Genomic DNA, 25,370 nt, shown 5'->3' on the forward strand with positions numbered 1-25,370 from the left:
AATTAAGTCAATACTAAATTGCTGGGAAATTCTTAACCTTTCCCGTCAAGTCGTAGGGTGCGTCAGAAGGTTGAATTCACTGATTAGCTGCAGAATTTTCGGTTCTGACGCACCCTACAGCTTAACCTTTCCAGTCAAGTCGTAGGGTGCGTCAGAAGGTTGAATTTACTGATTAGCTGCAAAATTTTCGGTTCTGACGCACCCTACAGCTTAACTAGACATCTATCATTAGTAGTAAAATCCCAGAGTAAATTAAATGTTAAGCTAATGTCGATTTTTTAGGGCAGTTTTGGGGAGAAGTTGTGCTGTGAGATTAATAATTTTAGGGGGTGCAGGTGCGGGGAAAAGAACCCAAGCGCAAAGACTATCTTCTAATTTATCTATCCCTTGGATTTCCACAGGGGATATTTTGCGGGATGCGATCGCCACTGTAACCCCATTAGGTAAGCAAGCGCAAGCATTTGTGGAAAAGGGCGAACTCGTACCCGATCAGATTATGATTGAATTTATGCGCCAAAGGCTGTTATTATCTGATGTTGCTAAGGGATGGGTACTTGATGGTTATCCGCGAACAGCTTTTCAAGCAGAAGAGTTAGATTTTCTGTTAACAGATTTGGGACAACAGCTAAATTGGGCAATTTGGTTAGATGTACCCCAGTCGGTGTTAGAATTTCGTTGTTTAAAGCGGGGACTTAGTGACGACCAACCAGAAATTATCCAGCGGCGAATTCAATTATTCCAAGAACGAACGATTCCGATTTTGGATTACTACGGTTATCGCGAAAGGCTGTTATTGATCGATGGTGTGCAAACTCCCGAACAAGTGCAGCAACGTATATTAAAAAGAATTAGTCAAACTGCTGTATCCTAGTTTAAATTTCGAGGCAAGTGCGATGTCTTGGCAACGTCCTGATGGTAGACAACCTTATCAATTACGTCCGATTCGGTTTGAACACAATTTTACTCGTTTCGCTTCCGGTTCGGTGTTGACTCACTGCGGCGATACACAAGTTCTTTGTACTGTGAGCGTGCAAGAAAGCGTGCCTAAGTTTTTAGAAGGTAAGGGTCAGGGGTGGTTAACTGCGGAATATCGAATGCTTCCGGGTGCAACTCCCCAACGTCAAGAACGGGAATTTTTGAAACTTTCGGGAAGAACTCAGGAAATTCAAAGGTTGATTGGTCGTTCTTTAAGGGCGGCTTTGGATTTAAATGTTTTGGGTGAGCGAACAATTCTTGTTGATGCTGATGTTTTACAAGCAGATGCGGGAACGCGAACGACGGCGATTACTGGGGGATTTGTGGCTTTGGCTGATGCGATCGCTAAACTATTAAATGAAGGATCGCTAGAGCGATCGCCAATTATTCACCAAGTCGCCGCTATCTCTGTCGGACTCCTGCAAGGTGAACCTTTCCTCGACCTCAACTATCCTGAAGATGTCGCCGCTGAGGTTGATTTTAACGTGGTAATGAATGAAAACCTCTCCATGATTGAACTTCAGGGAACCGCTGAACATGGGTTTTTCAGTCGTCCTCAACTAAATCAGTTACTCGATTTCGCCGAAAAAGGTATTCGTGACCTCTTAGAAATGCAGCGGGAAACCTTGAATCTTTCCTTACCTAAGTCTGAAGTGCTTGTGTAGAGGGCATTTCACTTTGGGAGGGGGGTTATATGGGCGCACCTTTTCCATTATGAGTCAAATAATAGCAAAAAAATCAACTAATAGCAAGGGGTAAAAAGATAAAATTTTTTGAGGCAATTTTCCAGTGTACAAATGACTCAATTTGGTTTAAAAAAGGTGTAATCTTCCTCAAACACATCTTCCCAAGAAAGAGAAGTTAACTCACAACTTTTCCCCATTTCATCTTCGGCATCTTTTAGCGCTCTTTTGAAACATTTTTGCCAAATAGACTCTATATAATTACGATTCAAACTCGGAACTTCCTCTTGAATATCGGCGATTTCTAGACGAGCAGAACGAATGGTAATACTCCAACTAGAACTACGCATCTCTGGTTGACATTTCCATTTAATGATATGAGCCATCAATCTAGTTAACTGACTGATCGTTGCCAACTTTTTCGATTTACCCATTGATTCGATTAAAGTGTAGAGTCCCTGATTTGCTTCCATCAACTTTCCCTCTTCCAAAAGTTGCTGAACTAAGACAGCAGTTTGATATTCCGAACTCGCCGCTAACCATTCCCAATCTTGTAAAGTTGGCATATTTTCCTTCTTCGCGCCCTTTGCGTCCTTTGCGGTTAAAAAATAGCTGTACTTCTGAATTCTTTATCTTATCGTTGTTAAACTGACTCTTTCTGCATCCTCAATCATAAAGCCTGCAAAAAATTTGTAGAATTGTACAAACTGCTGGACAAAATCAATCAATAAAAAACCAGGTTCATGCCCGTGCTTTAACGTCCCAGCATTTATAATAGTCAACTTGCTAAAGTTTCGTACCATTTTGTAATGCGTATGACCATTGATAACATATTTATATTTTTGCTCTCTAATCAAGTTTTGCAAATCTGTATTGACATCAATAGCGTACCCATAATCATCAGGAGTTAGTCGGACCATATCATTTTTTCCCAGACCGTGACACAAAAGTGCTAAACCATGAGGCGTAGAGAAGTCAAGAGTTGAAGGAAGAGAGAATAGAAACGACTGGGAAAACTCCGAAAGCGAATCTAACTGTGTAGCCTCTTTTAGAGAGCGCATCTCATTTTTCAATAACCATCGATCGTGATTTCCTGAAACGACCAAAATTTCTTCACGCATTAGAGTATTACAGCATTCATTAACGTCCCCTAAGCCATCAACAATATCTCCGACGCAAACAATTTTTTCAACATTTTTTGATTTCAAAAAATGCACGGCTTTGTCTAGAAATTTATCCTCTGCATGGACATCACCGATTACACCGATAATATTCAGTTCTTTGTTTAGGCTCATAGCTTCTTCGTAGGGCTAGATCTAGCGAATTTCTGAGTCAATATGGAAAGAGGAGAAATTTGCTGTAATTCTCTCCTCTGCTTCCTTGCTGCCTCAATAATTATAGGACTTACGCATTGACACTATTATATATAGTGGAATGGTGCGTTACACGCTTAGTTAACGCACCCTACGAATAAAGGCTAACTAGATCCCCGACTTCTTCAAGAAGTCGGGGATCTGAAGTTTACTGAGGTTGTTGTTGAGGACGATTTTGACGATTTTGGCGCATTTGTTGCATTTGTTGTTGTTGCTCAGGAGTTAAAACAGCTTGCATTTTTTGGCGAGACTCCTGACGAATGCGTTGAATTTGTGCTTGTTGTTCCGAGGTGAGATTTAGTGTAGACCAAAGTTGACCGCGTTGACCGCGACGTTGACCACCTTGTTGAGCTTGTTGTTGTCCTCTTTCTTGTCTTCTTTGTTCTCTGGCTGCACGCAATTTGTCTTTCTGTTCTTGGGTGAGAACGTTTTCAATTTGTTGGCGAGTCGCTTCCCGAATTTGGCGCATTTGAGTTCTTTGCTCGTCAGTCAAATTGAGTCGATTTCTTTTTCCTTGAGCTAAAATTAGCTGTTGATCGGAAGTGGTCGATGCGGGTTGTGCTTCAGCTACATTTACCCAAGCTGTAGACATAAATAATGTGGCGGTTGTTCCCAAAAGTGCAATTAATTTTGTGTTCATAGTTACCCAAATACAAAAACTGCACTTTTAGACGTGACTACTTTCCAAAAGGTTCAGCTTTTTGGGTAATTACGAATGGCTAAATTTGGTTGACTTTTAGGGTAATTTGTGCCAAAGAAAGGTTTGCAAAATTTTACTAAAACATAAAGATTTATTGCTCTAAAACAACAAAAATGTTGTTTTAATTTCCGCTAAATTCCAGGCAGGAAAAGCATTTGAGCGATCGCAAACCCAACAAAACCCGCAATATTACCTACTCCATAAAAGGGTGTATCTCTGAGAGAATCAGAAACGATTTGATAATCAAGCAATTATCTTTCGATTGTCAGGATAAGGAAGAACACTATGAAATTAGCTTACTGGATGTATGCAGGTCCCGCACATATTGGCACTTTACGGATTGCTAGTTCGTTCAAAAATGTTCATGCGATTATGCACGCGCCTTTGGGGGATGATTATTTTAATGTGATGCGATCGATGTTAGAACGGGAAAGAGATTTTACACCTGTGACTGCTAGTATTGTCGATCGTCACGTTTTAGCTAGAGGTTCCCAAGAAAGGGTAGTTGATAATATTACCCGCAAAGATCAGGAAGAACGCCCAGATTTGATCGTGTTAACTCCGACTTGTACTTCTAGTATTTTACAGGAAGATTTGCAGAATTTTGTCGATCGCGCCCAGATTGAAGCGAAAGGCGATGTGATGTTAGCGGATGTAAATCATTATCGCGTGAATGAACTGCAAGCAGCCGATCGCACTTTGCATCAAATCGTCCAATATTATATAGAGAAAGCGCGGAAACAAGGCAATCTTCCCGAAGGTAAAACCGAAAAACCATCGGTAAATATTATTGGCATGACAACGCTAGGTTTCCACAATCAACATGATTGCATGGAACTGAAAAAGTTAATGGCTGATTTGGGAATTGAAGTTAACCAAGTAATTCCCGAAGGTGCTTCCGTTCTGAACTTAAAAAATCTGCCGAAAGCGTGGTTTAACTTAGTTCCTTATCGGGAAGTTGGGTTAATGGCAGCTAAGTATTTAGAACAAGAATTTGGCACACCTTATATAGATATCACCCCAATGGGAGTGGTAGAAACGGCGCGTTGTATCCGCAAAATTCAACAAGTAATTAATGCCCAAGGTGGGGAAGTTGATTACGAAGAATTCATCAACCAACAAACCTTGTATGTTTCCCAAGCTGCTTGGTTTTCTCGTTCCATTGACTGTCAGAATTTAACTGGGAAAAAAGCGGTTGTATTTGGTGATAATACCCACGCTGCTGCTATTACGAAAATTCTCGCTCGTGAGATGGGAATTCATGTAGTTTGGGCGGGAACTTATTGTAAATATGATGCTGATTGGTTCCGGGAACAAGTTAGCGAATATTGCGATGAAGTGATTATTAGTGATGACAATGGTGCGATCGGAGATGCGATCGCCAGAGTAGAACCCGCAGCAATTTTCGGCACCCAAATGGAACGCCACGTCGGTAAACGTTTAGATATACCCTGCGGCGTAATCGCATCACCAATTCACATTCAAAACTTCCCGATCGGCTACAAACCTTTCGTCGGTTACGAAGGCACAAATCAAATAGTTGATTTAATCTACAATTCCTTCACCTTGGGAATGGAAGATCACCTCTTAGAAATCTTCGGCGGACATGATACCAAAGAAGTAATTACCAAAGGAATTTCTGCTGATTCCGACTTAGGTTGGACGAAAGAAGCACAGGGAGAATTGAATAAAGTTCCTGGTTTTGTCCGAGGGAAAGTGAAGCGAAATACCGAAAAGTTTGCCCGTGAAAGAAACATTTCGCAGATTACTGTTGAAGTAATGTATGCAGCGAAAGAAGCTGTTGGTGCGTAGATTATAATAGTAGGGTGGGTGCAATGCCCACCTTGCTAGTATTAAAGCTTTGAACGCTAAAATAATGAATAACTCTGTTACATTTCAAACCCTGATTGAATACGTTGAAGAACTCTCTCCAGAAGATCAAGATTTATTAATTGAACTCATCCAAAAGCGGCGCATAGAAAAGCGACGGGCAGAGATTGCTGAAAATGCTAATCAAACTTTAACAGCGCTAAAATCAGGAACAGCTAAACGTGGAACATTAGCAGATATTAAAGCAGATTTATTGGGTGAAGAATGACACTAGTTTGGGATAACAGCTTTCGTCGAGCATTCAAACGTCTGGTTCGCAAAAACCCTCAAATGCAAGAGAAAATTTTTGAGGTTTTAGAAGTTTTGGATGCAGATCCTTTTTCCCCTTCACTCAAATCTCATAAACTGCGAGGAAATTTGGATGGACTTTGGGCTTGTTGGGTTGAATATAATTGCCGAATAATCTTTTCTTTGGTTACAGATGAAGAGTCTGGTGAAGAACTAATAGTTTTAATAGATATCGGTTCTCACGATGAGGTATATTAAAAATACTAGTGCGATCGCCTAAATTCACAATCAAATATTTGTTAGAATAATAGGAGTATGAAGCAGTAATTTTAAACTTGTTAACTGTACATTTGAAGGTTTAGACGATGAAAAGTGCTTTAGATATTGCGCGTTATTTCTTGTACCGTGTCGATCGAGATGTCGGTGATACAATCTCCCCACTAAAACTGCAAAAATTGGTTTATTATGCACAAGCTTGGAGTTTGGTATTGAGAGATAAACCACTTTTTCCTGAGAAAATTCAAGCTTGGATTCATGGGCCTGCAATATATGAAGTTTGGGATAATTATAAAGACTATCAACATGGATCGATTCCCGAACCGAAAGAAGAATTGCCAGAATTTGAAGAAGATGAAATAGAAGTTCTCGAAGAAGTTTGGAATGCTTATGGTGAATTAAGTGCCAAACGACTTGAAAATTTGACTCATTCAGAAGATCCTTGGATTAATGCTCGTAATGGTTTAAATCCTGCCGAAAAATCATCCAATGAGATTTCCCATGAAGATATGAAAACTTATTACGCCTCTTTCTTGGAGGAGTAGTGGGAAAGTCTAAGATTAAAAAACCTACAGGTGGAAGTTCGTCACGGCGAATCCCTGAATCAGCTTTAACTCATCCAACAGGTTCAGAGAACGCAGACGAACAACACCCCAGTTTTAGGTTTGAACATACCGATCAAAACCGCTGGTGTTTATCGCAGTGGAACTCATCAGAAATTGATGATTTGATCCGGGCACTTAAAAAAATAAAGAGATATACATGGGCACAAATAAAAAGCCAAGGTTCAAAACAAAGGGGTGGTTCTGTTGGTTGCGGATATAAGTTAATTACTAATCATCCAAAGTTACCTGAAAGTATCAGCGATGATGTAAAACTTTCAGAAATGCGGGTTGATGAAAGAAAGCGTATTTTTGGTTTTCGTGTAGGTTCAATTTACTATATTGTGTGGTTCGATCGCGATCATAGTGTTTGTCCAGGGTGATTGACAAACTCTTAGTATAAGGGCTAATCTTATGTCATATATTTGACTTCTATATAAGTAACCCAATATGCCAAAATCACACCACTCTGCCTTGGTCTCCGTGCCGCCTGAAGATGAGGAGATAGCTATGATTGCTACTCTTCAGCAAGCCGGGGTAAAGCACAACCAAGAAGACATTGTTCGGATAGGCAAAACGTCTGACGGCAAGATAGTCTTTTTGGAGAAGGGTAAATCAGGGTTAAGAGGTAGTGGTTTAGTCCACATCTTGGAGAAGCACGAAGCCGATTTTGCTAAACGCGGAATTTCGCAAGAGCAGATTCCAGATGTTGTACTTGCTGCTGTGATACAAGGTCAATTTGTTCGTTATCAAACAAGAAGGAGGGAACTTCCCAGAGAAATATATAAGGTCATGTTTAATGATCGAATTCACTACGTTGCTGTGAGTGTCTCTGATAATGGTTACATTGTTGGTGCAAATCCAGTTTCTGATTAGGTCATGATCCCGATTCCGTCCTTCAAAGCGCATAACAACTATTTTTGTAAGGGCGGAATCTACTATAGGAGGAATAATTATGTCAATCAAAATTAAACTAATGGCTGATTACGGATGTGATCCGCTATGGTGGGAAGATGATGATAAGGTTGGTAACATTGATCCAACAATATTGAATCTGAGTCCAGACACTATTAAGCGTTTAGATAAATGGGTAGAAGAGTACGAGGCTTTTTTAAATTTGGATGAGCCAAATCACTCAGAAGTTTCTGTTATCTATAATGCTGAAGAAGCCTTTGAGCAAGAAGGAATTAATCTTTGGAAGCAGTTACGAAAAGAACTAGCTCCTAACTACGAAGTTCTTTACTTCAGCGAATCGCTACGCAAAATTGTTAGCAACCCTAACGAATTGGAAGCTGCTTTATGAATGGTACAAAAAAATATTTCAATTCCATCGGTCTTATAATTTTACTTCTTGTTCAATTTATTGCAGGTTGTGGAGAAAAATCACCGAATTTATCATCTACATCTACACAAACGCCTGTTCCTACATCTACACAAACGCCTGTTCCTACTGTTCCACCTGTTACTAATGTTCAAACTCCTGTAGCGCAAGAAGATGCCAATGATCCTAAAATTGTTCGGGAACGTTTTGAACAAAAGCTCAAAGAAGACATAGAGCGTATAAGTCCAAAACTCAAGGAGAAGAGAAGCAAAACTTACTCAGACCAAACTTATGTATACACTGCTGAATATGCTGGAAAACAGTCATTCGATATCAAAAAGTCTGATTCAATTGTTTCGCCCTACATTGCAGTAGCTAGATATTACATTAACTGGTACGCTAATGGAAAGATTGTACCAGGTACGATGTATATACAGGCAAATTACGCTTATCAAGATGGGCAATGGGTGTTCAAAGATGCAATGCGGTTCTCTGAAGACAAAGCTAATACTGAACCAGAAATTATCGCGTGGGCTAACTCTTTGTTTCAGTAAAATTTTACATAATAGATGAATTCTTTCTCTCAAGAGAGGAGAAACATAATATTCTCTCCTCAGTTTTCACGATTAATGGAAATAGACAAGCCACTGCTTCCTAGTTCTTAAGGAATTAAGAAAGTAGCAGCTTGACATAAATCATGGCCCACCTTGAGTAACTCATAAAATGTCAGAATAATTTTTTCCCCAGGTTTAACTAATAGAGGGTTAGTCGAGCTATGAAAAATAGTGATTCCATTTCCTTGTAAGCCAAGAAAGTTTAAATCATCATCACGAACAACTCCCTTATTATGTTGAAATATATTCCTCACAGTAATATGTTTGTTTATAGACTGTCCTAATTCGCCTGGGATTTTATGATCGAGGAGAGTTTCGATTTTTTTCACTTGTTCTTTAGCCTTTAAAAATCGAAATGATTCTACCGAACGCTCTTTAAGATTTGTAACCAAATTTTCTTTGGTATCAGTAAGAAATTTTAAATCAATCTCAATAGAAACCCTTTTATTATAATTTGATATACCCGAAAAGTGATCATCTAATATCTTCTCAAATACTTGACTCAGAAATTCATACCACCTTTGAATTAACCTAGCATGAATCATTTCTTCTACTGCTCCTGGGTGAGCGCAATAAGTTCCCAAAATATCTCCATAAGACGTTTGATGTAAAACAGCTAGGTAAAAATCAGATTGGTTACAAGAAGGTATTATGTATTTAGATCCAGAATCTAAGTTTTTTGAAATAATTTCTGCAATTTGAACCTGCCCCAAGGATAACATTGCACTTAGGCTATGCGCTAGTAATAAAGATTCTTCCAAATCATTCTTAAACAAATTACGAATTTCCTGCATTATAATTACCCCTAATTTTTTGACAACAGCTAAACATAATTATACTCAAATTAAAATTGAGTGTGTGTCTTTTAGCTTCCAGAAAAATTGGTAACATAAAGGTAGATTAATTAGAGTAGGTTCGTCTATTATTAGAGGATTCTATTTATGTCATCTCCAGCAATTACTAGCGTCATCGCTATGATGGAATCTTTACCGGAAACATTACAAGAACAAGTAGCCGAACATTTACGAGAATATATTGCTGATTTAGAAGATGAGAGGAAATGGGATAAATCTTTTAAGAAAACACAACAGCAACTAATTAATGCGGCGCGACGTGCTAAACAAGAAATTGCCGAAAGAAAAGCAAAACCATTAGCAGAAGAAATACCCTTGCAACCAGAAGCGATCGCACTTCCCGAAAAAGACTGGGAAATTGTTACCTCAGCAATTGCAAATCCCCCAGAACTCAACCCTAGACTCAAAGCAGCTATCAAACATAACAAAGAAAAGGATCTTAGAAGAGTTTAGCTAAGAGAAGGGAAAAATGCGATCGCACATCCTTCCCCCAACTCCAACTAACTCTCGTTACCGCACTTTAACTCCCGCGCAAACTTCCGCCGCGCTAATCGAATCGCTTCCTGATGACATTCTCCCAAATTTTCCAAATCCATTTCTACTACCCACTTCTCACAGTAAGTGACAATTTTCAACCCAACTGCTTCGGGAATATAATTACGAGCGATCGTCTTTTTACCTGCTACCAACTTCCAGATTTCTTTCATTTCCGCAGCTTTCAGATTAAACAATCCCAGGTAGACAACATTTGTCCAATAACCCTGTTGATTAGGAGACTTTTCCTGAATATATTCCGCATAAGTTTTGCGGCGAGGTTTCCCCAACTCTCTCTCCTCTCGCCAACGCCGTAAACTAAGAGAATCATCATAAGAATAAACTCTTTTAATCGCAGTATAAGCTTGCGCGTAGAGTCCTTCTGCTGCAAACCAATTAAGAAAATCACCTAATTTTTCCAGAGTGTTTTTACTCGTGCGTCCGGGATGGACGAGCAGATCCACTGCTATCTGCGTCCAATCACTTGCTTCAATAACTTTGTAGAGGTTCCCATCTTCTCCGTCAGTTGTAACCACCCTGAAAGTCTTACCAGATGGTAGTTTTAGCCACTCTACCCCCTCACTTGCAACCACCCATCGATTTGATAGCGTAGCGTGATTGATCCCCATATACCGTTCCATCATCCGAAAACCTAAACCGATGGTAGGTTGATTCTTCCCCAATCCATCGGGGTCAATGATAATGCTCTCAAAGTCCCGTCCTTTGTAGTTTAACCGAATAATTTGCCCAGCTTTTAAATTTGGTTTACCAGAGCCAGTTTTTGCTTTACAATTAGACATGATGATCGTCCTTTAAGGATGATTTTTTAATATCTTAAGAAGCCATCAGCGGTTCGGAAAATTTGCGGATGGTTTCTTTATTTTTGAGCTATTTTACCTGATTAATTGCTGAGATGGAAGCGCAAATAGGGAAAGTAAACGATCGAATAGAAAAGCGCGATCGCACCCCCCACAAAAAACCCCTTACTACATCCGTGTTCATCTGCGTTCATCTGCGGTTAAATTTCAACTATTCACTCCCCCACATCTTCTATTTCTTCCGCATCAAAATCAACCTTCTCATAAATATCCTCCAAAGATACCTCCACCGCAAAAGAACTAAAAACTAACGCCAAATCTTCCTCATCATAAACACAATAAGACCACCGTTTATTTTCCTGTTTAGAAAACTGTTCAATAAACCTCTGATTTTGGTCAATCAAAATATACTCTTGAAAACTCGGAATTGTCTGATAAAACTGAAACTTCCCACCTCGATCGTAATCTTTAGTAGACTTAGATAACACCTCCACAATTACTTGAGGATTAGTAACAGTATCCTTTCGTTGCTCAAAATATTCTGGTTTTCCCGCAATTACCGTCACATCTGGATAAGTGTAACTTCGTTTTTTCGGTATCCACAAACGCACATCACCCATAAAAACTCGATAATCTTTTCTTTTGAAAGCAATGCTTAAAGCAACACTTACATTAAGTGCAATTTGGTTATGATTCGTAGTTCCACCCGTCATCGGTACAATCTCCCCATCGTAATATTCACTTTTAGATTCCGCCGCTTCTTCCAATGCTAAATACTCCTCTGGGGAGTAGCAACGCTTTTCCATTGCTTCGATAATTCCCGTCATTAGCTAATTCTCCTAATCTTAGTTTTTGCAAGTTACTGGGAGAAATGCCGATCGCACTTCCCCCAACTTTCCCAATCAACCTTTTTTCTTCTCCTCAGAATCTTCTATCAACTCAGCTTTTATTTCAATAATCTCTGGCGCTTCTGGTAAAGCAGGATTTTCTGATTTTTGTTGAGTTTCCGAAAGTTGTTCTTTTGCTCGATCGCCCAACTCTTTCGCCTTATCTTTTGCTTGTTCCGCAATACTCTGCGCCCCTTTTGTCAAAGAATCAAAATGGCGCTTTGTCTCCTCTAAATCTGTCTTTAACAACTCTTTAAACTGTCCTACTTTTTGATTCAAACCCTCAGAATAAAATTGCGGTTCTTGAAAAGTTGCTTCCTCCACAATTAACCGCTTACTACCAATACTCTGAATTTTAGAAATGGGTAAAATGTAAAGACCATTTAAAATTCCCTTCCACCCACTAGAAGTAAACAAATAATTAACGATCGCACCTGTTTCAGCAACAATTAAATAATCTACTAATTTACCAACCTTACTACCAGTATCCGTCCATACTTCATGACCAATTAAAGAATATACTTCATCAGGTTTTTCTGGATTAGTAAACTCCTCACGGTTAATATTTACCAAAATGCTATGTTCGCCAATTGATTCAATTTGTTGCCAAAGTACTCGTTGTTTACTGCTACCCAAAAAACCTGACTTACAAGTTAAACCTAATACTTGATGAGTTTGCGTATTTAACCATAAATGGTCTACCCTTCCTAACTCTTCTGCGGTGTGGCGATCGAGCACTAACAGATTAATTAGTTGACTTTGCTTAATCACTGATTCTTGTGTATCCATAAATTACCTCCTAATTGCTTAAATAAGGTTGCTAGAAAATTTTAAGTAAAATATACTTAAATTTTACTCTATCTTGAATCAGATTCATTACCCTAGACTAGATTAACCTTAATTAACTATGCCTATATTTAAGAAAAATTTTATGGTTAACTCACCAACCGAAAAGAAAAAAACTCGTCTCAAAAAACTTTTCTACTATTCTTTGTTTGGTAAAGTTTCCTTGATTACCTTATTAGCTATTGGTTATTTTACACCAGTAATTAACTGCAATAATACCCAAGAAAAATGTGATTATTCCGTTTGTGCGATCGACGATGGAATGCACATAAATATTGTCCTTCCCGTCAGCAATAACTTAGTTGATTGGCGGGAATTTCTTAACATTTCTGCGATCGGGAAAGATGCTACAGATAATTACAAATATCTTACCTTTGGTTGGGGCGATCGAGATTTCTATATTCAAACTCCTACCCTGGCAGAATTAAATCTCATTACTGCTGTCAAAGCACTATTTTTACCTACTCCTTCCACAATTCTTGTCCAAGGATTGTCTGAACTTCCCCAAAATCGAGAACTTAAATGCGTAAAAGTTACTAAAACCGATTACTTAAAATTAACTCAATTTATCCAGAATACTTTTCAATTCAATTCACAGAATCAGCCAATTAGAATAGCCAATGGTCACTTATCTAGTAGTGGATTTTATGCAGCGAATGGGAGTTACTCAATACTGAGAACTTGTAATAATTGGGCAGCTGAAGCATTACAAAAAGCTGATGTAGATACACCTTTATGGGCGGGTCTTTCTTCAGCAGTGATGCTACATTTTGGCAGAAGTTGTGAATGCAGCATTAACGAGCGAAAATCAGTACTTCCTTAAATCATTCGGGAGGAATAGTTAAGTAAGTCATTTTATCTCTTGATGGGTCTGAACTATTTCCAGACGATCTCTTAGACTCAGATTTTTTGTTAACTTTATCAGGATCTCCCACTTCTAATTGAATTTGAATTTTTGGCCCGGAATTTCCTAAACGGACAATCATGCCATCATTAACTTTTGTTTTTTTCACCGGGCGATCGTTCACATAAGTTCCATTGGAACCTAAACTAACAATTTCCCATTCCGAACCATTATGTACTAGCTCAATATGTTTCCGAGACACAACAGAGCTAAGAACCACCACATCATTCTCTTTAGAACGACCAATCTTAATTACAGGTTCAGCGTCAAAAGTCCAACTTTGAACCGGGGTAGACTGGCTAGGATGTAACAGATTTAAAGTAATCACAGCTATAAAATTGGGAACATATTTATGTGTATAATTGTTACGACATTGCGCCGCTTATGTCCAGCATATCAATTAAAGAATGGTTCGACAATTCCCGCAATAGTATAGTTACCCAATTCCGATGTAACTAACTGTAAACCGAATACTTACAATTATTTAACTCAAGTTGCTAGTTATAAGATTGAAGCTTTTATAGATAGTGGGTAGTAAGAATCCCATTACCCACTACCTACTACCTATTACCAGTTACTCTCCGATCACGTTCGCTAGTAATATCATGTCCGGTCGCTCGGTCATAATATCTTTTTTCCAACACCTTGTAGAGACGTTATATATAACGTCTCTACATTATCGATAATCGACCGGACATGATATTACTACCAACTTTAAGTTATTTATTTTGCCTAATAGGAATTTCAATCACCATTTCTGTACCCTGTCCTAGCGCGGAAATACACTTTAATTGACCACCGTGTTTTTCCACGACAATCTGATAACTAATTGATAATCCTAACCCAGTTCCTTGACCTACTGGTTTAGTGGTAAAAAAAGGATCGAAGAGTTTACGTATAACATCCTCAGACATACCGGGGCCATTATCAAGAATCCGAATTGCCAACCAAGGAAACTTACCAATAGAAAGAGAAGAATTTTGTCGAGATTGATTAGCGATCGCATTCTCCCCCAGACCCTCAAGCAACTCCGTGCGAATGCGAATACAAGGCGCAGGACACCGACCAGTATCGCATCTTTCCAAAGCATCGATCGCATTATTAAGCACATTCATAAACACCTGATTTAGCTGTCCAGGATAACACTCTACCAGAGGTAAATCCCCATACTCCTTAATCACCAAAATCCCTGGATATTCTGGAGTTCCCTTCAACCGATTTTGCAGAAGAGATAAAGTACTATCAATTCCCTCATGCAAATCCACAGGTTTCATTTCCGCTTGATCCAACAGAGCGAAATTCCGCAAAGACAAAACAATCTGGCGAATTCTTTCCGCCCCAATTTGCATCGAACTAAGTAACTTTAGCAAATCTTCCAACACAAAATTCAAATCAATTTCCTCAGCCCGAACTTGAAGTTCTGGCACTGGAAGCGGATAATACTTTTGATAAAGTTGCACCACATCTAATAAATCTCGCGCATACTGACTAGCGTAGGGCAAATTACAATGAATAAAACTAACCGGATTATTAATTTCGTGAGCAATTCCCCCCACTAACTGACCCAAACTAGACATTTTTTCCGCTTGAATTAGGGAAGCTTGAGTCGATCGCAACTGATGTAAAGTAGCTTCTAACTGAGCCGCTTGTTCTTGTAATTCTACCTCTCGGCGACGCAAAGCTTCTTCCACCTTTTGTCGTTTAGCAATATCTTGTTTGAGCAACTCATTAGCCGCTTTTAACTCAGCAGTTCGTTCCTCAACCTGCCTTTTCAAATCATCATGAGCCTTTTGCAATTCTACTTCCGCTAACGCCCTGGAAAAAATTTCCCTCTGCAATCTTTGATTAGCTTCTCTTAATTCCGTCGTCCGTTCGTCCACCGCTCGCTGTAAATCTTCAATCACCCCATACATTTCCGTAGCGCCGAGAACTTTCAACAAGCTAGTTTGGGAAACAATACCCAACAACTCCCCCTGCTCACCTGTGACTACCAAACGCCGGACATGACTCTGCTGCATCTGTTGATGAGCAATCCATAATGAATCGGAAGGATTTAAACAAAACAGTGGCGAACTCATCACCTCATGGGCTTGCATTTGGGATAAATTCAGTTCTAGCGCCTGAAACTGCACAATATCCCCTTCAGTGACAATTCCCATAGGTACGATGTAATTTCGTAATGGATTACCAATCTCTAAAGTTTTGTTCTCTTCCATCCGGGTAATTACCACACAACTTACCTTGTACTCTGCCATCAACTGCGCTAAATGCAAAACCGATGTAGTCATGGGTGCGCGAATCACCTGAGTGTTCATCACATCCCCCACAGACCACAACCGCGTCAACAAATTAGCTGGTTGCATGGAGGCGCGAATACTCTTAGGTGTCAGCAGTCCCATCAATTCACCTTGGGAGTTTAAAACAGGTAAGTGGCGAATCCGATGTTGACGAAAAACTGACAAAGCGGTAAAAATATCTTGAGAATCTGATTCGATCAGCTTAATTACCGGACTGGACATCACCTCAGCGACTTTCACCCCTTGGAAGTTCATGCCGATCGCCGTTAGCCGCACAATATCCCTTTGGGTGAATATCCCGACTAACTCAGAGTCTTTCATCACCAAAGCACAACTAGCTCTTTTGAAAGCCTGTGGAGAACTCACATCTGTTTCTTTTGATCGTGACCCAGTATCTACTGGACAACTACTTCGCATCTGGGCCATCAGGTGCAGTACATCAATCACAGGAGTATCCAGAGTGACTGTCACGGTATGAGAGTCAATGGCACTTTTTAGAGACAGGGAGTAAGGCGCTGCGCCGTTCAGCTGCATGGAGATAAAAATGATGTGATGATTACCACATCACCACATTAAATCAGCTTATTACATTTTGCATACCAGCCTCAATCTTATAACTAGCAACTTGAGTTAATAATCTAATTCGGTGCTGTCTTCTTTTTGTTGTTCACCTTTGGGATAAATTAAAGTATCTCTGGACTTTTCTTTTGGCTTCGCTTCTCCTGATACTGGTTTTTGCGAAGTCGTCTTTTGTCCATCTTTCGTACCAGAACTTCCCAGATGGATTTGAATTTGGGGCCCTGAGCGAGCTAAGCGAATCATCACTCCATCTTTAATCGGTGCTTCAGTGATGCGTTTACCCTCTAAGTATGTGCCATTAGCACCCAAATTAATTACTTCCCAATTGGAACCTTGACGACGCAGTTCCACATGATAGCGGGAGACTACGGCGCTATAAAGAATCACATCGTTATCGGTGGCACGTCCGATCCGGATCAGCGATTCTGCTTCAAAAGTCCAGCTTTGAATGGGAATCGACTGAAGCGGATGTAGTAGGTTTAGTGTAATCACATTGGTAGTGTCAACTCTGGGTCAAATCGACTAGGAAAGCTGAAATAAGAATGTTACAAGATCTCCCTTACCCAGGGAAATACGATCGCCAGAACGCAATCGATGTCGATTACCCTTTGGCAACGGCGTATGGTTAATGTATGTTCCGTTAGAGCTTCCCACATCTTCAATATAGTAGGCATCTCCCTCAACTCGAATATCTGCGTGGACTCTGGAAACTACCTCAGAATTGGGAAATCCAGAAACGTCGATATCTGGGGGAATTTGCTCATTAGGTTTTCCCAAATGAATAATTGATAAATTTTGTGGTAATTCAATATTGGTTTTAGTTTGAACATGATTCAGCAAAGCTTTTTGTTGCTGAATCCGAGTCGGAGCAATGTTTCCTTGATTGGGTGTGGCGCTGTTACCGGATGCCATCACTGGGGTGAATGGTGGTGCAGATGGGGGTAAATTTGATACAGCACTCAAATTTTCTCTTTCGGGTACAGAAGAACTGACAACTAAGGGATCTGCTTGCACCAAGGGATCTGGTGCTGCTAAGTCCGGCAGGGAAGATTCTGCATGAGAACCGATCGCCACTGTCGGGGGTGCCGCTGTTTGTGGTTCTGCTTCGGCTTCTGCTTCTGCTTTATTCTGGAGACTAAAACCGCACTGACCACAGAAACTAGCATCTGTTTGTACTGGCGCACCACAGTTGGGGCAACTAGTAGTCGCGGGTAAGGGGGTGTAACAGGCTTCGCATTGTACTGCGCCATCTGGATTTTGGTGATTGCAGTTTGGACAAACAATCATGAAGTTTTTTACCTAGAGATTATTGTCAAGGGGATTTGGGGGAATTTTAGGTATTTCCAGTTGCTCTCCTAAATAAATTTTATTATGGTTCTGAGGTAACTAAATTTAGATTTTTGGCTGCTGATTCATCTAATAACCACCAAAGTTGTCCTTGAGGTTGAATTAGTCGGGCAGGATAGGTCATTGCGTCGGCTTCTGGAGCAAAAACCTGGGCTAGGGCAGCCTGTTTATTGGCACCCGCAACAATAAATACCACATTACGAGCGTTGTTGATTAAAGGTACTGTAAAGGTTAAGCGGGGTTGTCCGTCTTTGTTGCCTACGGTAACTAAACGATCGCTTACTTGCAGTGCCTCTGTGTGGGGAAACAAAGAAGCAGTATGCCCATCATCTCCCATTCCTAATAAAACAATATCAAAAATTGGCAACTCCCCAGCTGAATAGGAAAAGAATTCTCGTAATTCACTTTCGTGTTGCCCTGCGTCCGCTGCGGGATTGTCTGCTGCGGTGGGCATGGGATGAATATTGCTGCTGGGTATGTTTACTCGATCTAACCAAGCTTGCCGAGCCATTTTTTGATTGCTGTCGGGATGGTCTGGTGGGACGTAGCGTTCGTCGCCCCAGAATACATGAATTTTTTCCCAAGGGAGGTTTTGGGTGGCGATCGCTTCATAAAGCGCTTTGGGTGTACTGCCGCCGGAAAGGGCAATGGTACAAATTCCCCGTAGTGCGATCGCTTCGGTAATTTTTTCGCTTACTAGATCTAGCGATCGGGAAATTAAATCGGCCTGAGAAGGAAGTACTTCCACAATTTTAACCATGAGTTGCCACCCCTTTAGCTTTGTTTGTTTCCGAGTAAAGCATAATTTATCAGGAATAGAGAGTAATTTTTGTGTTAATCTTGCCATTTGGCAGAGTCAATAGTAACCTTAAACTAAAAAAATTTCAGTTAAGTCTATTTGCGTCTACCTGTGTAACTGCTACTCTAAACTAATGATTTGACCTTACCTGTTATGAGCAACTAGCTAACAATTGCCGATCCGAAAATGGTAAATCCGAAAGAGAACGTTGCTAAGCAAGCAAGAAGTGGAAGCGTAGCGGCCATCATTCAACTCCTTAATGACAAACTGGCTGATACTGGAGTCAGAACTAGAGCCGTGCGAGAAAATGACTTATTACAATTGCTATGTGAAGCTGAAAAAGCCGATAAACTGGAAAAATCCACCTTAGTGCCGCAAATCCAGGAAATATTGACCAGTATTAGCCCGCGCCATATTCGTCGGGCTAAAATTAATAGTCGCATTATTCAGGAACAGAAATTAATCTGGTTAGAAGAAATTAACCGCGATCCAGAGAATAAATTACTCTGGGTGGAGGAAATCAAACTACCCAAGCGTCATTTCTGGGATAGCTGGGCAGAAATTTTATCAGAGCAGAAAGTTAGTTTGGGTAAGCAACCGACACTAAAATCTTCTTTAACTCCTGTGGAACGTTCTCGGCAACAATGGAGGCGAGGCATAATCGTCGGAGCATTATTGAGTTTATCAGTGTCATTAGTTAGCTCTTGGATTTATCAGAGTATAACTCGCCCAGCAAGTCAAACCAGGGCGAAAAAATTAGATTCTTCTCTTCCCACTTTGCCCAACTTATCATCTGGTAATAGACCAGCCAACACTGCGAAAGCTGTGGTTCAGCAAACCAGTGTATCCCTACCCACTGATTCCTTTAGCATGGCGGTGAAACTAGCAGAACAAGCTGTAGCCGCAGGTCAAGTTGCCGAAACTCCGGCGCAGTGGTTAGAAATAGCTGCTACCTGGCAAAAGGCTTCGGATTATATGAGTAATGTACCAGCTGATGACCAGCGCTACAAATTAGCGCAAAATCGCCTGGTGCTGTATCGCCAAAGTAGCGAAGTAGCTTTGAAAGAAGCCCAAAAAAAGCGATCGACTCAGCGTTAAGTAGGAATTTTTTGTCCTTAGTACTTCAATTTAGTTGATCTCTAGAGAAAACACGGATGCTAGTTTTCTCCGTTAAGGATAATCTAGTGCCAGTTGTGTCAGTAATAGAGGTTCTGTCAAAGCACTTTCTATAAGTCTGACTTATTAGGCAAATACCATATTGCCAAAAATACTTATATATCAAATCAGGCTTAGATGGAAAAACTCTCCCAAAAATTATTGTTAGCGGAGGATGAATGTTTCCAGTACTCAAATACTTCCGAACATTTATCATTTCTACCCAAAAGCAAACTGCTTATAAGTAACCTAATTTACCATAAAGCAAGTTTAAATCTTAACAGGGTAATGTTGCTTTTGGGATTTAGTTCCTACTGCCAGACTGCATCAAAAACAGCAAAAATTCTCAGCTTTGTCGGACTAAATAACAATGGCAATATCACAAGTTCATTTGTATAAACAAGTTGACACCTCATCAAGGCATCAAGCTTTGCTTAACCAGTTAACGATCGCCATCCGTAGTTGTACCGAACTAGATCCAATTCTCAAGTTAGCTGTAGATGGTCTAGTACGGACTCTACAGATTGAGCGGAGTCTAATCTTATTATTGAAATACGTAGATCCACTGATAAAAAATCGTTCCCAAAAGCCAATTCCGAGAGCTAAAGCCACAGTGATTTATGAATGGCTTACCCCTACTTCAGAAGGAAATCAACCCTCGCCAAGTTCAATTAACTCATCTTTTTGGCTATCGGAATGTGATTTGTGTCAGATGGCTTACCAACATACTCCCAAGCCGTTAATTTTGAAAGACAAACGCTGCATTTCTTGTAATGATTCTGCTGAGTGTGTAGCCACAGTTTTTGACCTCGACAGTATGCCAAACTTACTGTTGATTTCTTTAGAAAGTCAGGGGACAGTGTTGGGTTTTTTGGCGTTACAGCAACGTCAACCCCGTGCTTGGCTAACTGAGGAGTTGGAATTGGTAGAGTTAGTCAGTGCCCAGTTGAGTATCGCTATTCTCCAGTTTCAGACATTGCGGCAAACTTCAGCTTTGGTGGAAGAAAGAACGGCTCAGTTAGAGTGGAGTTTGTCTGTTCAGGCTAAACTGTATGAAAAGACTCGCCAACAAATTGACCAGTTACGTCGGTTAAATGCGCTCAAAGATGAGTTTCTCAGTACGATGAGTGACCAAATGCGAAACCCTTTGGCAAGCATGAGAATGGCAATTTGTATGTTACGTCAACCCGGGTTGCCTGTAGAGCGTCAGGTAAGGTATCTGGATATTTTGGAGCAACAGTGTAATTTAGAGATTAATTTGATCAATGATTTGCTGACTTTACAAGAGTTGGAGTCTCACAAATCTCAACTCCAACCCCAAAAAGTTGATATGAGGGAGATGATTCAAAGGTTAGAGCAGTCTTTTACCGAGAAGTGGTCGGTTAAGGGATTAAGTATGGAGGTGCATCTGCCAAAGCGATCGCTAGTGTTAGATACTGATGCTGATAGCGTCAACCGCATTCTCACCGAACTACTCACAAATGCAGGTAAGTACTCAGAACCAGATACAAAAGTTGTGTTGCGTGCTATTTACCAAGCTAATCAAAAAGTACCACAAATTGTTTTGTCACTCTCGAATATTGGTTCTAGCATCTCACCAGCAGAACAGGAATATATCTTCGAGAAGTTCCGTCGCGGTGAGGGGGTGATGCAAAAAGGAATTCAAGGTACTGGTTTAGGATTAGCTTTGGTCAAATGTTTGGTAGAACATTTGAATGGGGTAATTACTGTTTCTAGCTCTCCGATGAGCGATAGTCAGTCATGGTTAACTTGCTTTACCCTGACTTTACCGCAAATGCAGGGGGGATAAACAAATTTTGCTTTTCTGATGGTGTTGTACTAATTGAAATATCTACAGCCCATAAGTTAATGTGATGATTGGTGATCTTCATGATTCAAACCAGAGTAGGTTCGCTTTGAGTGGGTTTTTCTACTCTCATCAACTTTGAGAGCCAATCTGGAATTCCTCATTCTAAATTCTATGGCTATAACTGCTACGCCAAATCCGCCAAAACTGTCCCGCTGGCAAAGACCTAAATATTCCCAACTGACTCGTCAAATCGATATTTTTAGTGCAGCGATAACTTTTATATTTTATTTGTGGTGGGATGCTACTTTTCGGAATAATTCTGTTTTACATAAAAAACGTCGGGCCGAGTGGTTAAAGACAACTTTAGTGGATTTGGGGCCAACTTTTATTAAAATTGGACAGGCGTTATCTACTCGTGCGGATTTGTTACCTTTAGAGTATGTTAAAGCTTTATCGGAATTGCAAGATAAGGTTCCCCAAATTACAGCCCAAGAAGCTATTTCTGTAGTTGAATCGGAATTGGGTAAGCCTATTTATGTGTTATATCGTGATTTTCAACTTTGTCCGATCGCAGCTGCTAGTTTAGGTCAAGTACATCGCGCTTGGTTACACACGGGAGAAGAGGTAGTTGTTAAAGTTCAACGTCCGGGATTAGAAAATTTATTTAAGTTAGATTTTAAAATTCTTCGGCAATTACTACAGTTTTGTCAGCGCTATTTACCTTGGACAATTAAGTATGATTTATCAGCTATTTATAATGAGTTTTTCAATCTTTTATATCAAGAGATTGATTACATCCAAGAGGGTAAAAACGCCGATCGATTTCGGCAAAATTTTCAAAATAATCCCGATCTCTGGGTGCCGAAAGTATATTGGGAATACACTACAACCAAGGTGTTAACTTTAGAATATGCTCCCGGAATTAAGATAGATGACAAGAAAACTTTGGAAACTTGTGGGTTAAATTTGAAAAAAATTAATCAAATCGGTATTTGTTGTTACTTACAACAATTATTAATTGATGGTTTTTTTCAAGCCGATCCCCATCCGGGTAATATGGCTGTTAGCTTGGAAGGGAGAATTATATTTTATGATTTTGGGATGATGGCAGAAGTTAAGTCTTTGGCAAAAGAGCAAATGCTGAAGACTTTTTTTGCTGTTTTAAGAAAGGACACTATAACAGTGTTAGACAGCTTAATTAATATGGGTTTAATTGAGCCTGTGGCTGATATGACTCCGGTGAAGCGATTGATTACTTTTTTATTAGATAAGTTTACGGAAAAGCCGATCGATTTCCAAGCTTTTGGGGAAATTCGTCAAGAATTGTATGTAATGTTTGAGCAACAACCTTTCCGCTTACCTGCACAAATGACTTATATTTTAAAGTCCTTAACTACTCTGGATGGAGTGGCGAGAACTCTCGATCCCCAGTATAGTTTAGTCGCTGCGGCTCAACCTTTTGTCAGAAGTATAACTTTGTCTAGAGGACGAATTAATAGTGTGGGGGAATTAGCTAGACAAACACGAGATTATATTAAATATAGGTTACGGCAACCTAGTAAAACGGAACTGGCGCTGCAACGTTGGGAGGAAAGAATTGCTAGTGGTGAGTTACAATTTCGCACTAAGTCTGAGGCTAGCGATCGCATTCTCAAACGCATTCATCTAGCCATTAAAACTCTAATTTGGGCCTGTTTAACTGGGTTTACCCTGCTCGGTGGTGCTGTGTTACTCTTGGGACAGTATCGTGCTTTTGCTCCGATCGCTTTTGCTTTATCCGGGTTATGCTTGTTGTTCTTGGTACGCTCTCTATTCAATTTAACACTCAGAGAAAAGCTGGATAAATTGGCAGAAAAGTAAGTGGGTTAAGTCTGGGATTATTCCTTTCCCCTTCGGGGATTTTCCCTTAATATACACAAAAGGCGATAAGAAAATCTCTTTCTTTCGCCTTTCGTATTTTCGTCTTTATCTGGGATACCCCCAGGGGAATTCGAATCCCCGTCGCATCCGTGAAAGGGATGTGTCCTAGGCCTCTAGACGATGGGGGCGTGTCGTCCACACCTTTATAATAATATCCACTATTTCCCAAGCTGTCAACCCCTTTTTTCGTTTTTTTTGCTCTAATTTTTCCTGCACCCCTGCTCAACTACGTTTCCAGACTTTAATGGTTTTATCTTGGCTGGCGCTGACGAGGGTTTTTCCGTCGGGGGTGAAGGCGACGGCGTTTACGGGTAGGGTGTGACCTGTGAAGGTGCCAAGGAGTGTTCCTGAAGAGAGATGCCAGAGGCGAAGGGTGTTGTCTTCGCTGCCGCTGGCGATGATTCCTTCTTTGGGGTCTAGGGCGATCGCATAAATGGCACCTGTATCTTCTTTAATTGTGTGAATTAGTTTCCCGGTTTTCCAGTGCCAAACTTTAATGGTGCCGTCGCGACTGCTACTAATTAAAGTTTGATTATCCGGGCAAAAGATTAATCCGGTAACAATGTGAGAATGTGCTGTTAAAGTATGCAGTAATTTAGCATTGGGGGATTGCGATCCTGTTTCATCTTGCAAATACCAAATTTTTATTTTGCGGTAACTACCACTGGCAATAAAATGTCCATCGTGACTAAAAGTAAGGGAATGGGGAACTCCATCACCCCAAGAAATAGTACCTGATGCTTCTCGCTGGCGACGATTCCATAAATGAATTTTGCGATCGTCTGCACCACTAGCTAAAATTTGTCCGTTAGCACTAAGACTTAAACAACGCACTACACCAGTATGCTGTTCCAAAATATCAATTAAATCTTGAGCGCCGGGATGCCAAATTTTTAAGGTTGTGTCTGTTCCACCACTAATCAGAGTATGATCTTCAGGGCTAAAAACTAAGGCGTTAATTTCATCTATTTCCCAAGTTTTGACCCAAGGATATTCTGAAAGAATGCTAATTAATTGTCCATTTGTCAAATCCCAAAGGCGAATTTCTCCGCGACTGCCACTAGCTAAAATTTCCCCTGCTAAATTGATAGCTAAACTATTAATTCCGTTATTATGTCCTGTCAGGGTGTAAGCAGATTTCCAACCTACAACTTCTTGAGATAAAGAATTATCATCAGGTAAGTTTTGCAGATTGTCTGAGATGATAATTTGTTCTTCGATCGCTATATTTGCTTTCTGAAAAGATGCCAAATAACAACCTATTCCTCCTGTGTAGAGTAGGTCAGTTAATTTCAGATCTGTTTTCGGCCCTGTGAATGTAATTTGGTTGGTGGGGATAAAACCTGTAAAAATAGTTGGAATTTCTGCTACTGTGGGGGAGTCAGGAAACCCCAGTAAACACATAAATAATAAGACTTGGTGATTTTTTAGGTCATCTGGGGTAACACACCAGCGCACTTTATCTTTTTTGAGGCTAGTTAAACTTTGGCGATCGCAAACATTAACCTGTATTTTTACGCTTGGTATATCAGTTAGTATATAACTAAATTTACTTTCGTTAACCAAGTTTCCTTCAGCATCTAATTCTATATTCTCAATGGGAGCAATTTCCAGTTTTTTTACTTGAGTTCCTAAACAGTAGTTAAGACTTGCATCAACCAATTGTTCCCGCAGTAAATATTCATAAGCTTCTTGCTGAAATTGTTCTTGAAACTCTAGCCAAAAGTCATATTTATTGGGGATTTCCGGCGGTTTTTGCGCTAATCTCTCTGCTTGATGCTGGCACAATTTTTGGATTTCTTCAAGCTGTTCTTCGCTAATAGTAATCATTTCACTATGACAACCGCGAATTTTTGCTTCCAGCAGGGAATGTGGCACAACTTTTTGCTTTTTCAGGCGGTGAATAAAGTCATTTTGGAGGAATTTTAGTGGTGTAGTCCAGTCCATTTTTTTACTTA

Annotated in this window: 28 protein-coding genes and 1 tRNA gene; 15 read left to right on the plus strand and 14 right to left on the minus strand. The window is 40.1% G+C overall.

What is annotated here, in order from left to right; translation table 11 throughout:
- Window positions 1–307 precede the first annotated feature (307 nt).
- Both ACE1CC_RS11370 and rph read left to right on the plus strand, forming a co-directional pair.
- The gene (locus ACE1CC_RS11370; RefSeq protein WP_413270573.1) at window positions 308–871 is read left to right on the plus strand and encodes an adenylate kinase; all 564 of its coding nucleotides are present in this window, start codon (window positions 308–310) and stop codon (window positions 869–871) included.
- A gap of 22 nt (window positions 872–893) precedes the next feature.
- Window positions 894–1,640 (plus strand): ribonuclease PH, encoded by a 747-nt coding sequence (gene rph / locus ACE1CC_RS11375; protein ID WP_413270574.1) that lies wholly within the window; start codon window positions 894–896, stop codon window positions 1,638–1,640.
- A gap of 137 nt (window positions 1,641–1,777) precedes the next feature.
- On the opposite strand, the gene ACE1CC_RS11380 is transcribed toward rph, so the two are convergent.
- The 3 genes from ACE1CC_RS11380 to ACE1CC_RS11390 all read right to left on the minus strand — a co-directional run bounded on the left by ACE1CC_RS11380 (window position 1,778) and on the right by ACE1CC_RS11390 (window position 3,671).
- Window positions 1,778–2,224 carry a DUF29 domain-containing protein gene (locus tag ACE1CC_RS11380; protein WP_413270575.1) on the minus strand — a complete coding sequence of 149 codons (447 nt, stop codon included), beginning with the start codon at window positions 2,222–2,224 and terminating at the stop codon, window positions 1,778–1,780.
- 63 nt (window positions 2,225–2,287) lie between these two features.
- The gene (locus tag ACE1CC_RS11385; protein WP_413270576.1) at window positions 2,288–2,953 is read right to left on the minus strand and encodes a metallophosphoesterase family protein; all 666 of its coding nucleotides are present in this window, start codon (window positions 2,951–2,953) and stop codon (window positions 2,288–2,290) included.
- 226 nt (window positions 2,954–3,179) lie between these two features.
- Complete coding sequence (locus tag ACE1CC_RS11390) at window positions 3,180–3,671, minus strand: hypothetical protein (RefSeq protein WP_413270577.1); 492 nt, start codon at window positions 3,669–3,671, stop codon at window positions 3,180–3,182.
- Between the two features lie 345 nt (window positions 3,672–4,016).
- Here ACE1CC_RS11390 and bchB point away from each other — a divergent pair, with 345 nt between their 5' ends.
- The 8 genes from bchB (at window position 4,017) to ACE1CC_RS11430 (ending at window position 8,602) form a co-directional block, all read left to right on the plus strand.
- On the plus strand, window positions 4,017–5,543 hold the full coding sequence (bchB, locus tag ACE1CC_RS11395) for a ferredoxin:protochlorophyllide reductase (ATP-dependent) subunit B (protein WP_413270578.1): 1,527 nt from the start codon (window positions 4,017–4,019) through the stop codon (window positions 5,541–5,543).
- 64 nt (window positions 5,544–5,607) lie between these two features.
- Window positions 5,608–5,829 (plus strand): hypothetical protein, encoded by a 222-nt coding sequence (locus ACE1CC_RS11400; RefSeq protein WP_413270579.1) that lies wholly within the window; start codon window positions 5,608–5,610, stop codon window positions 5,827–5,829.
- A complete protein-coding gene (locus ACE1CC_RS11405; RefSeq protein ID WP_413270580.1) occupies window positions 5,826–6,107 on the plus strand; it encodes a type II toxin-antitoxin system RelE/ParE family toxin in 282 nt (93 codons plus the stop codon). The genes ACE1CC_RS11400 and ACE1CC_RS11405 overlap by 4 nt, the downstream gene beginning before the upstream one ends.
- A gap of 107 nt (window positions 6,108–6,214) precedes the next feature.
- Window positions 6,215–6,670 (plus strand): Panacea domain-containing protein, encoded by a 456-nt coding sequence (locus ACE1CC_RS11410; RefSeq protein ID WP_413270581.1) that lies wholly within the window; start codon window positions 6,215–6,217, stop codon window positions 6,668–6,670.
- A complete protein-coding gene (locus tag ACE1CC_RS11415) occupies window positions 6,670–7,110 on the plus strand; it encodes an MAG6450 family protein (protein WP_413270582.1) in 441 nt (146 codons plus the stop codon). Before ACE1CC_RS11410 ends, ACE1CC_RS11415 begins: the two co-directional genes overlap by 1 nt.
- Window positions 7,111–7,237: 127 nt before the next feature.
- The gene (locus ACE1CC_RS11420; protein ID WP_413270583.1) at window positions 7,238–7,603 is read left to right on the plus strand and encodes a hypothetical protein; all 366 of its coding nucleotides are present in this window, start codon (window positions 7,238–7,240) and stop codon (window positions 7,601–7,603) included.
- Window positions 7,604–7,682: 79 nt separating this feature from the next.
- Complete coding sequence (locus ACE1CC_RS11425) at window positions 7,683–8,030, plus strand: hypothetical protein (protein ID WP_413270584.1); 348 nt, start codon at window positions 7,683–7,685, stop codon at window positions 8,028–8,030.
- Window positions 8,027–8,602 (plus strand): hypothetical protein, encoded by a 576-nt coding sequence (locus ACE1CC_RS11430; RefSeq protein ID WP_413270585.1) that lies wholly within the window; start codon window positions 8,027–8,029, stop codon window positions 8,600–8,602. Before ACE1CC_RS11425 ends, ACE1CC_RS11430 begins: the two co-directional genes overlap by 4 nt.
- Before the next feature lie 107 nt (window positions 8,603–8,709).
- On the opposite strand, the gene ACE1CC_RS11435 is transcribed toward ACE1CC_RS11430, so the two are convergent.
- Window positions 8,710–9,456, minus strand: a complete 747-nt coding sequence (locus ACE1CC_RS11435; RefSeq protein WP_413270586.1) for a hypothetical protein — start codon at window positions 9,454–9,456, stop codon at window positions 8,710–8,712.
- Window positions 9,457–9,603: 147 nt separating this feature from the next.
- Between ACE1CC_RS11435 and ACE1CC_RS11440 the strand changes: the two genes are divergently transcribed.
- The gene (locus ACE1CC_RS11440) at window positions 9,604–9,969 is read left to right on the plus strand and encodes a type II toxin -antitoxin system TacA 1-like antitoxin (protein WP_413270587.1); all 366 of its coding nucleotides are present in this window, start codon (window positions 9,604–9,606) and stop codon (window positions 9,967–9,969) included.
- A 47-nt stretch (window positions 9,970–10,016) separates the two neighbouring features.
- On the opposite strand, the gene ACE1CC_RS11445 is transcribed toward ACE1CC_RS11440, so the two are convergent.
- The 3 genes from ACE1CC_RS11445 to ACE1CC_RS11455 all read right to left on the minus strand — a co-directional run bounded on the left by ACE1CC_RS11445 (window position 10,017) and on the right by ACE1CC_RS11455 (window position 12,544).
- Window positions 10,017–10,850, minus strand: coding sequence for a hypothetical protein (locus ACE1CC_RS11445; RefSeq protein ID WP_413270588.1), 834 nt, complete (start codon window positions 10,848–10,850; stop codon window positions 10,017–10,019).
- Between the two features lie 233 nt (window positions 10,851–11,083).
- Window positions 11,084–11,695 (minus strand): Uma2 family endonuclease, encoded by a 612-nt coding sequence (locus tag ACE1CC_RS11450; protein WP_413270589.1) that lies wholly within the window; start codon window positions 11,693–11,695, stop codon window positions 11,084–11,086.
- Window positions 11,696–11,770: 75 nt separating this feature from the next.
- Window positions 11,771–12,544, minus strand: coding sequence for a PRC-barrel domain-containing protein (locus ACE1CC_RS11455; RefSeq protein ID WP_413270590.1), 774 nt, complete (start codon window positions 12,542–12,544; stop codon window positions 11,771–11,773).
- A gap of 142 nt (window positions 12,545–12,686) precedes the next feature.
- Between ACE1CC_RS11455 and ACE1CC_RS11460 the strand changes: the two genes are divergently transcribed.
- Window positions 12,687–13,424 carry a DUF2459 domain-containing protein gene (locus tag ACE1CC_RS11460; protein WP_413270591.1) on the plus strand — a complete coding sequence of 246 codons (738 nt, stop codon included), beginning with the start codon at window positions 12,687–12,689 and terminating at the stop codon, window positions 13,422–13,424.
- 1 nt (window position 13,425) lies between these two features.
- Here ACE1CC_RS11460 and ACE1CC_RS11465 read toward each other — a convergent pair whose 3' ends face one another.
- The 5 genes from ACE1CC_RS11465 to pgl form a co-directional block, all read right to left on the minus strand.
- A complete protein-coding gene (locus ACE1CC_RS11465) occupies window positions 13,426–13,833 on the minus strand; it encodes an FHA domain-containing protein (RefSeq protein WP_413270592.1) in 408 nt (135 codons plus the stop codon).
- Between the two features lie 391 nt (window positions 13,834–14,224).
- Window positions 14,225–16,228, minus strand: a complete 2,004-nt coding sequence (locus ACE1CC_RS11470) for a CBS domain-containing protein (protein ID WP_413270675.1) — start codon at window positions 16,226–16,228, stop codon at window positions 14,225–14,227.
- 204 nt (window positions 16,229–16,432) lie between these two features.
- The gene (locus ACE1CC_RS11475; protein ID WP_413270593.1) at window positions 16,433–16,873 is read right to left on the minus strand and encodes an FHA domain-containing protein; all 441 of its coding nucleotides are present in this window, start codon (window positions 16,871–16,873) and stop codon (window positions 16,433–16,435) included.
- A gap of 30 nt (window positions 16,874–16,903) precedes the next feature.
- Window positions 16,904–17,668: an FHA domain-containing protein gene (locus ACE1CC_RS11480; protein WP_413270594.1), complete on the minus strand. Its 765-nt coding sequence runs from the start codon at window positions 17,666–17,668 to the stop codon at window positions 16,904–16,906.
- An 82-nt stretch (window positions 17,669–17,750) separates the two neighbouring features.
- Window positions 17,751–18,488, minus strand: coding sequence for a 6-phosphogluconolactonase (pgl, locus tag ACE1CC_RS11485; RefSeq protein WP_413270676.1), 738 nt, complete (start codon window positions 18,486–18,488; stop codon window positions 17,751–17,753).
- Between the two features lie 225 nt (window positions 18,489–18,713).
- On the opposite strand from pgl, the gene ACE1CC_RS11490 reads away from it, so the two are divergent.
- The 3 genes from ACE1CC_RS11490 (at window position 18,714) to ACE1CC_RS11500 (ending at window position 23,352) form a co-directional block, all read left to right on the plus strand.
- A complete protein-coding gene (locus ACE1CC_RS11490) occupies window positions 18,714–19,625 on the plus strand; it encodes a hypothetical protein (protein WP_413270595.1) in 912 nt (303 codons plus the stop codon).
- Between the two features lie 427 nt (window positions 19,626–20,052).
- A complete protein-coding gene (locus ACE1CC_RS11495; protein ID WP_413270596.1) occupies window positions 20,053–21,492 on the plus strand; it encodes a GAF domain-containing sensor histidine kinase in 1,440 nt (479 codons plus the stop codon).
- A 171-nt stretch (window positions 21,493–21,663) separates the two neighbouring features.
- Entirely contained in the window at window positions 21,664–23,352 is a 1,689-nt protein-coding gene (locus ACE1CC_RS11500; protein WP_413270597.1) for an ABC1 kinase family protein, read from the plus strand.
- A 115-nt stretch (window positions 23,353–23,467) separates the two neighbouring features.
- Here the strand turns inward: ACE1CC_RS11500 and ACE1CC_RS11505 are convergent.
- A tRNA-Glu gene (locus tag ACE1CC_RS11505) sits at window positions 23,468–23,540 on the minus strand.
- Between the two features lie 94 nt (window positions 23,541–23,634).
- Window positions 23,635–25,359, minus strand: a complete 1,725-nt coding sequence (locus tag ACE1CC_RS11510; protein WP_413270598.1) for a WD40 repeat domain-containing protein — start codon at window positions 25,357–25,359, stop codon at window positions 23,635–23,637.
- Between the last annotated feature and the right edge of the window lie 11 nt (window positions 25,360–25,370).

The organism is Floridaenema aerugineum BLCC-F46 (genome assembly GCF_041929345.1).
GTDB classification, from domain to species: Bacteria; Cyanobacteriota; Cyanobacteriia; order Cyanobacteriales; family Aerosakkonemataceae; genus Floridanema; species Floridanema aerugineum.

What these genes read in the sequence shown, in the direction of transcription:
- ACE1CC_RS11460 (WP_413270591.1), top strand. Translation starts at nt 12,687, where the DNA reads ATGGTTAACTCACCAACCGAAAAGAAAAAAACTCGTCTCAAAAAACTT.
- ACE1CC_RS11400 (WP_413270579.1), top strand. Translation starts at nt 5,608, where the DNA reads ATGAATAACTCTGTTACATTTCAAACCCTGATTGAATACGTTGAAGAA.
- ACE1CC_RS11425 (WP_413270584.1), top strand. Translation starts at nt 7,683, where the DNA reads ATGTCAATCAAAATTAAACTAATGGCTGATTACGGATGTGATCCGCTA.
- ACE1CC_RS11455 (WP_413270590.1), bottom strand. Translation starts at nt 12,544, where the DNA reads ATGGATACACAAGAATCAGTGATTAAGCAAAGTCAACTAATTAATCTG.
- ACE1CC_RS11430 (WP_413270585.1), top strand. Translation starts at nt 8,027, where the DNA reads ATGAATGGTACAAAAAAATATTTCAATTCCATCGGTCTTATAATTTTA.
- bchB (WP_413270578.1), top strand. Translation starts at nt 4,017, where the DNA reads ATGAAATTAGCTTACTGGATGTATGCAGGTCCCGCACATATTGGCACT.
- rph (WP_413270574.1), top strand. Translation starts at nt 894, where the DNA reads ATGTCTTGGCAACGTCCTGATGGTAGACAACCTTATCAATTACGTCCG.
- ACE1CC_RS11390 (WP_413270577.1), bottom strand. Translation starts at nt 3,671, where the DNA reads ATGAACACAAAATTAATTGCACTTTTGGGAACAACCGCCACATTATTT.
- ACE1CC_RS11385 (WP_413270576.1), bottom strand. Translation starts at nt 2,953, where the DNA reads ATGAGCCTAAACAAAGAACTGAATATTATCGGTGTAATCGGTGATGTC.
- ACE1CC_RS11405 (WP_413270580.1), top strand. Translation starts at nt 5,826, where the DNA reads ATGACACTAGTTTGGGATAACAGCTTTCGTCGAGCATTCAAACGTCTG.
- ACE1CC_RS11420 (WP_413270583.1), top strand. Translation starts at nt 7,238, where the DNA reads ATGATTGCTACTCTTCAGCAAGCCGGGGTAAAGCACAACCAAGAAGAC.
- ACE1CC_RS11435 (WP_413270586.1), bottom strand. Translation starts at nt 9,456, where the DNA reads ATGCAGGAAATTCGTAATTTGTTTAAGAATGATTTGGAAGAATCTTTA.
- ACE1CC_RS11480 (WP_413270594.1), bottom strand. Translation starts at nt 17,668, where the DNA reads ATGATTGTTTGTCCAAACTGCAATCACCAAAATCCAGATGGCGCAGTA.
- ACE1CC_RS11495 (WP_413270596.1), top strand. Translation starts at nt 20,053, where the DNA reads ATGGCAATATCACAAGTTCATTTGTATAAACAAGTTGACACCTCATCA.
- ACE1CC_RS11410 (WP_413270581.1), top strand. Translation starts at nt 6,215, where the DNA reads ATGAAAAGTGCTTTAGATATTGCGCGTTATTTCTTGTACCGTGTCGAT.
- ACE1CC_RS11450 (WP_413270589.1), bottom strand. Translation starts at nt 11,695, where the DNA reads ATGACGGGAATTATCGAAGCAATGGAAAAGCGTTGCTACTCCCCAGAG.
- ACE1CC_RS11380 (WP_413270575.1), bottom strand. Translation starts at nt 2,224, where the DNA reads ATGCCAACTTTACAAGATTGGGAATGGTTAGCGGCGAGTTCGGAATAT.
- ACE1CC_RS11470 (WP_413270675.1), bottom strand. Translation starts at nt 16,228, where the DNA reads ATGGCCCAGATGCGAAGTAGTTGTCCAGTAGATACTGGGTCACGATCA.
- ACE1CC_RS11500 (WP_413270597.1), top strand. Translation starts at nt 21,664, where the DNA reads ATGGCTATAACTGCTACGCCAAATCCGCCAAAACTGTCCCGCTGGCAA.
- ACE1CC_RS11445 (WP_413270588.1), bottom strand. Translation starts at nt 10,850, where the DNA reads ATGTCTAATTGTAAAGCAAAAACTGGCTCTGGTAAACCAAATTTAAAA.
- pgl (WP_413270676.1), bottom strand. Translation starts at nt 18,488, where the DNA reads ATGGTTAAAATTGTGGAAGTACTTCCTTCTCAGGCCGATTTAATTTCC.
- ACE1CC_RS11490 (WP_413270595.1), top strand. Translation starts at nt 18,714, where the DNA reads ATGGTAAATCCGAAAGAGAACGTTGCTAAGCAAGCAAGAAGTGGAAGC.
- ACE1CC_RS11510 (WP_413270598.1), bottom strand. Translation starts at nt 25,359, where the DNA reads ATGGACTGGACTACACCACTAAAATTCCTCCAAAATGACTTTATTCAC.
- ACE1CC_RS11440 (WP_413270587.1), top strand. Translation starts at nt 9,604, where the DNA reads ATGTCATCTCCAGCAATTACTAGCGTCATCGCTATGATGGAATCTTTA.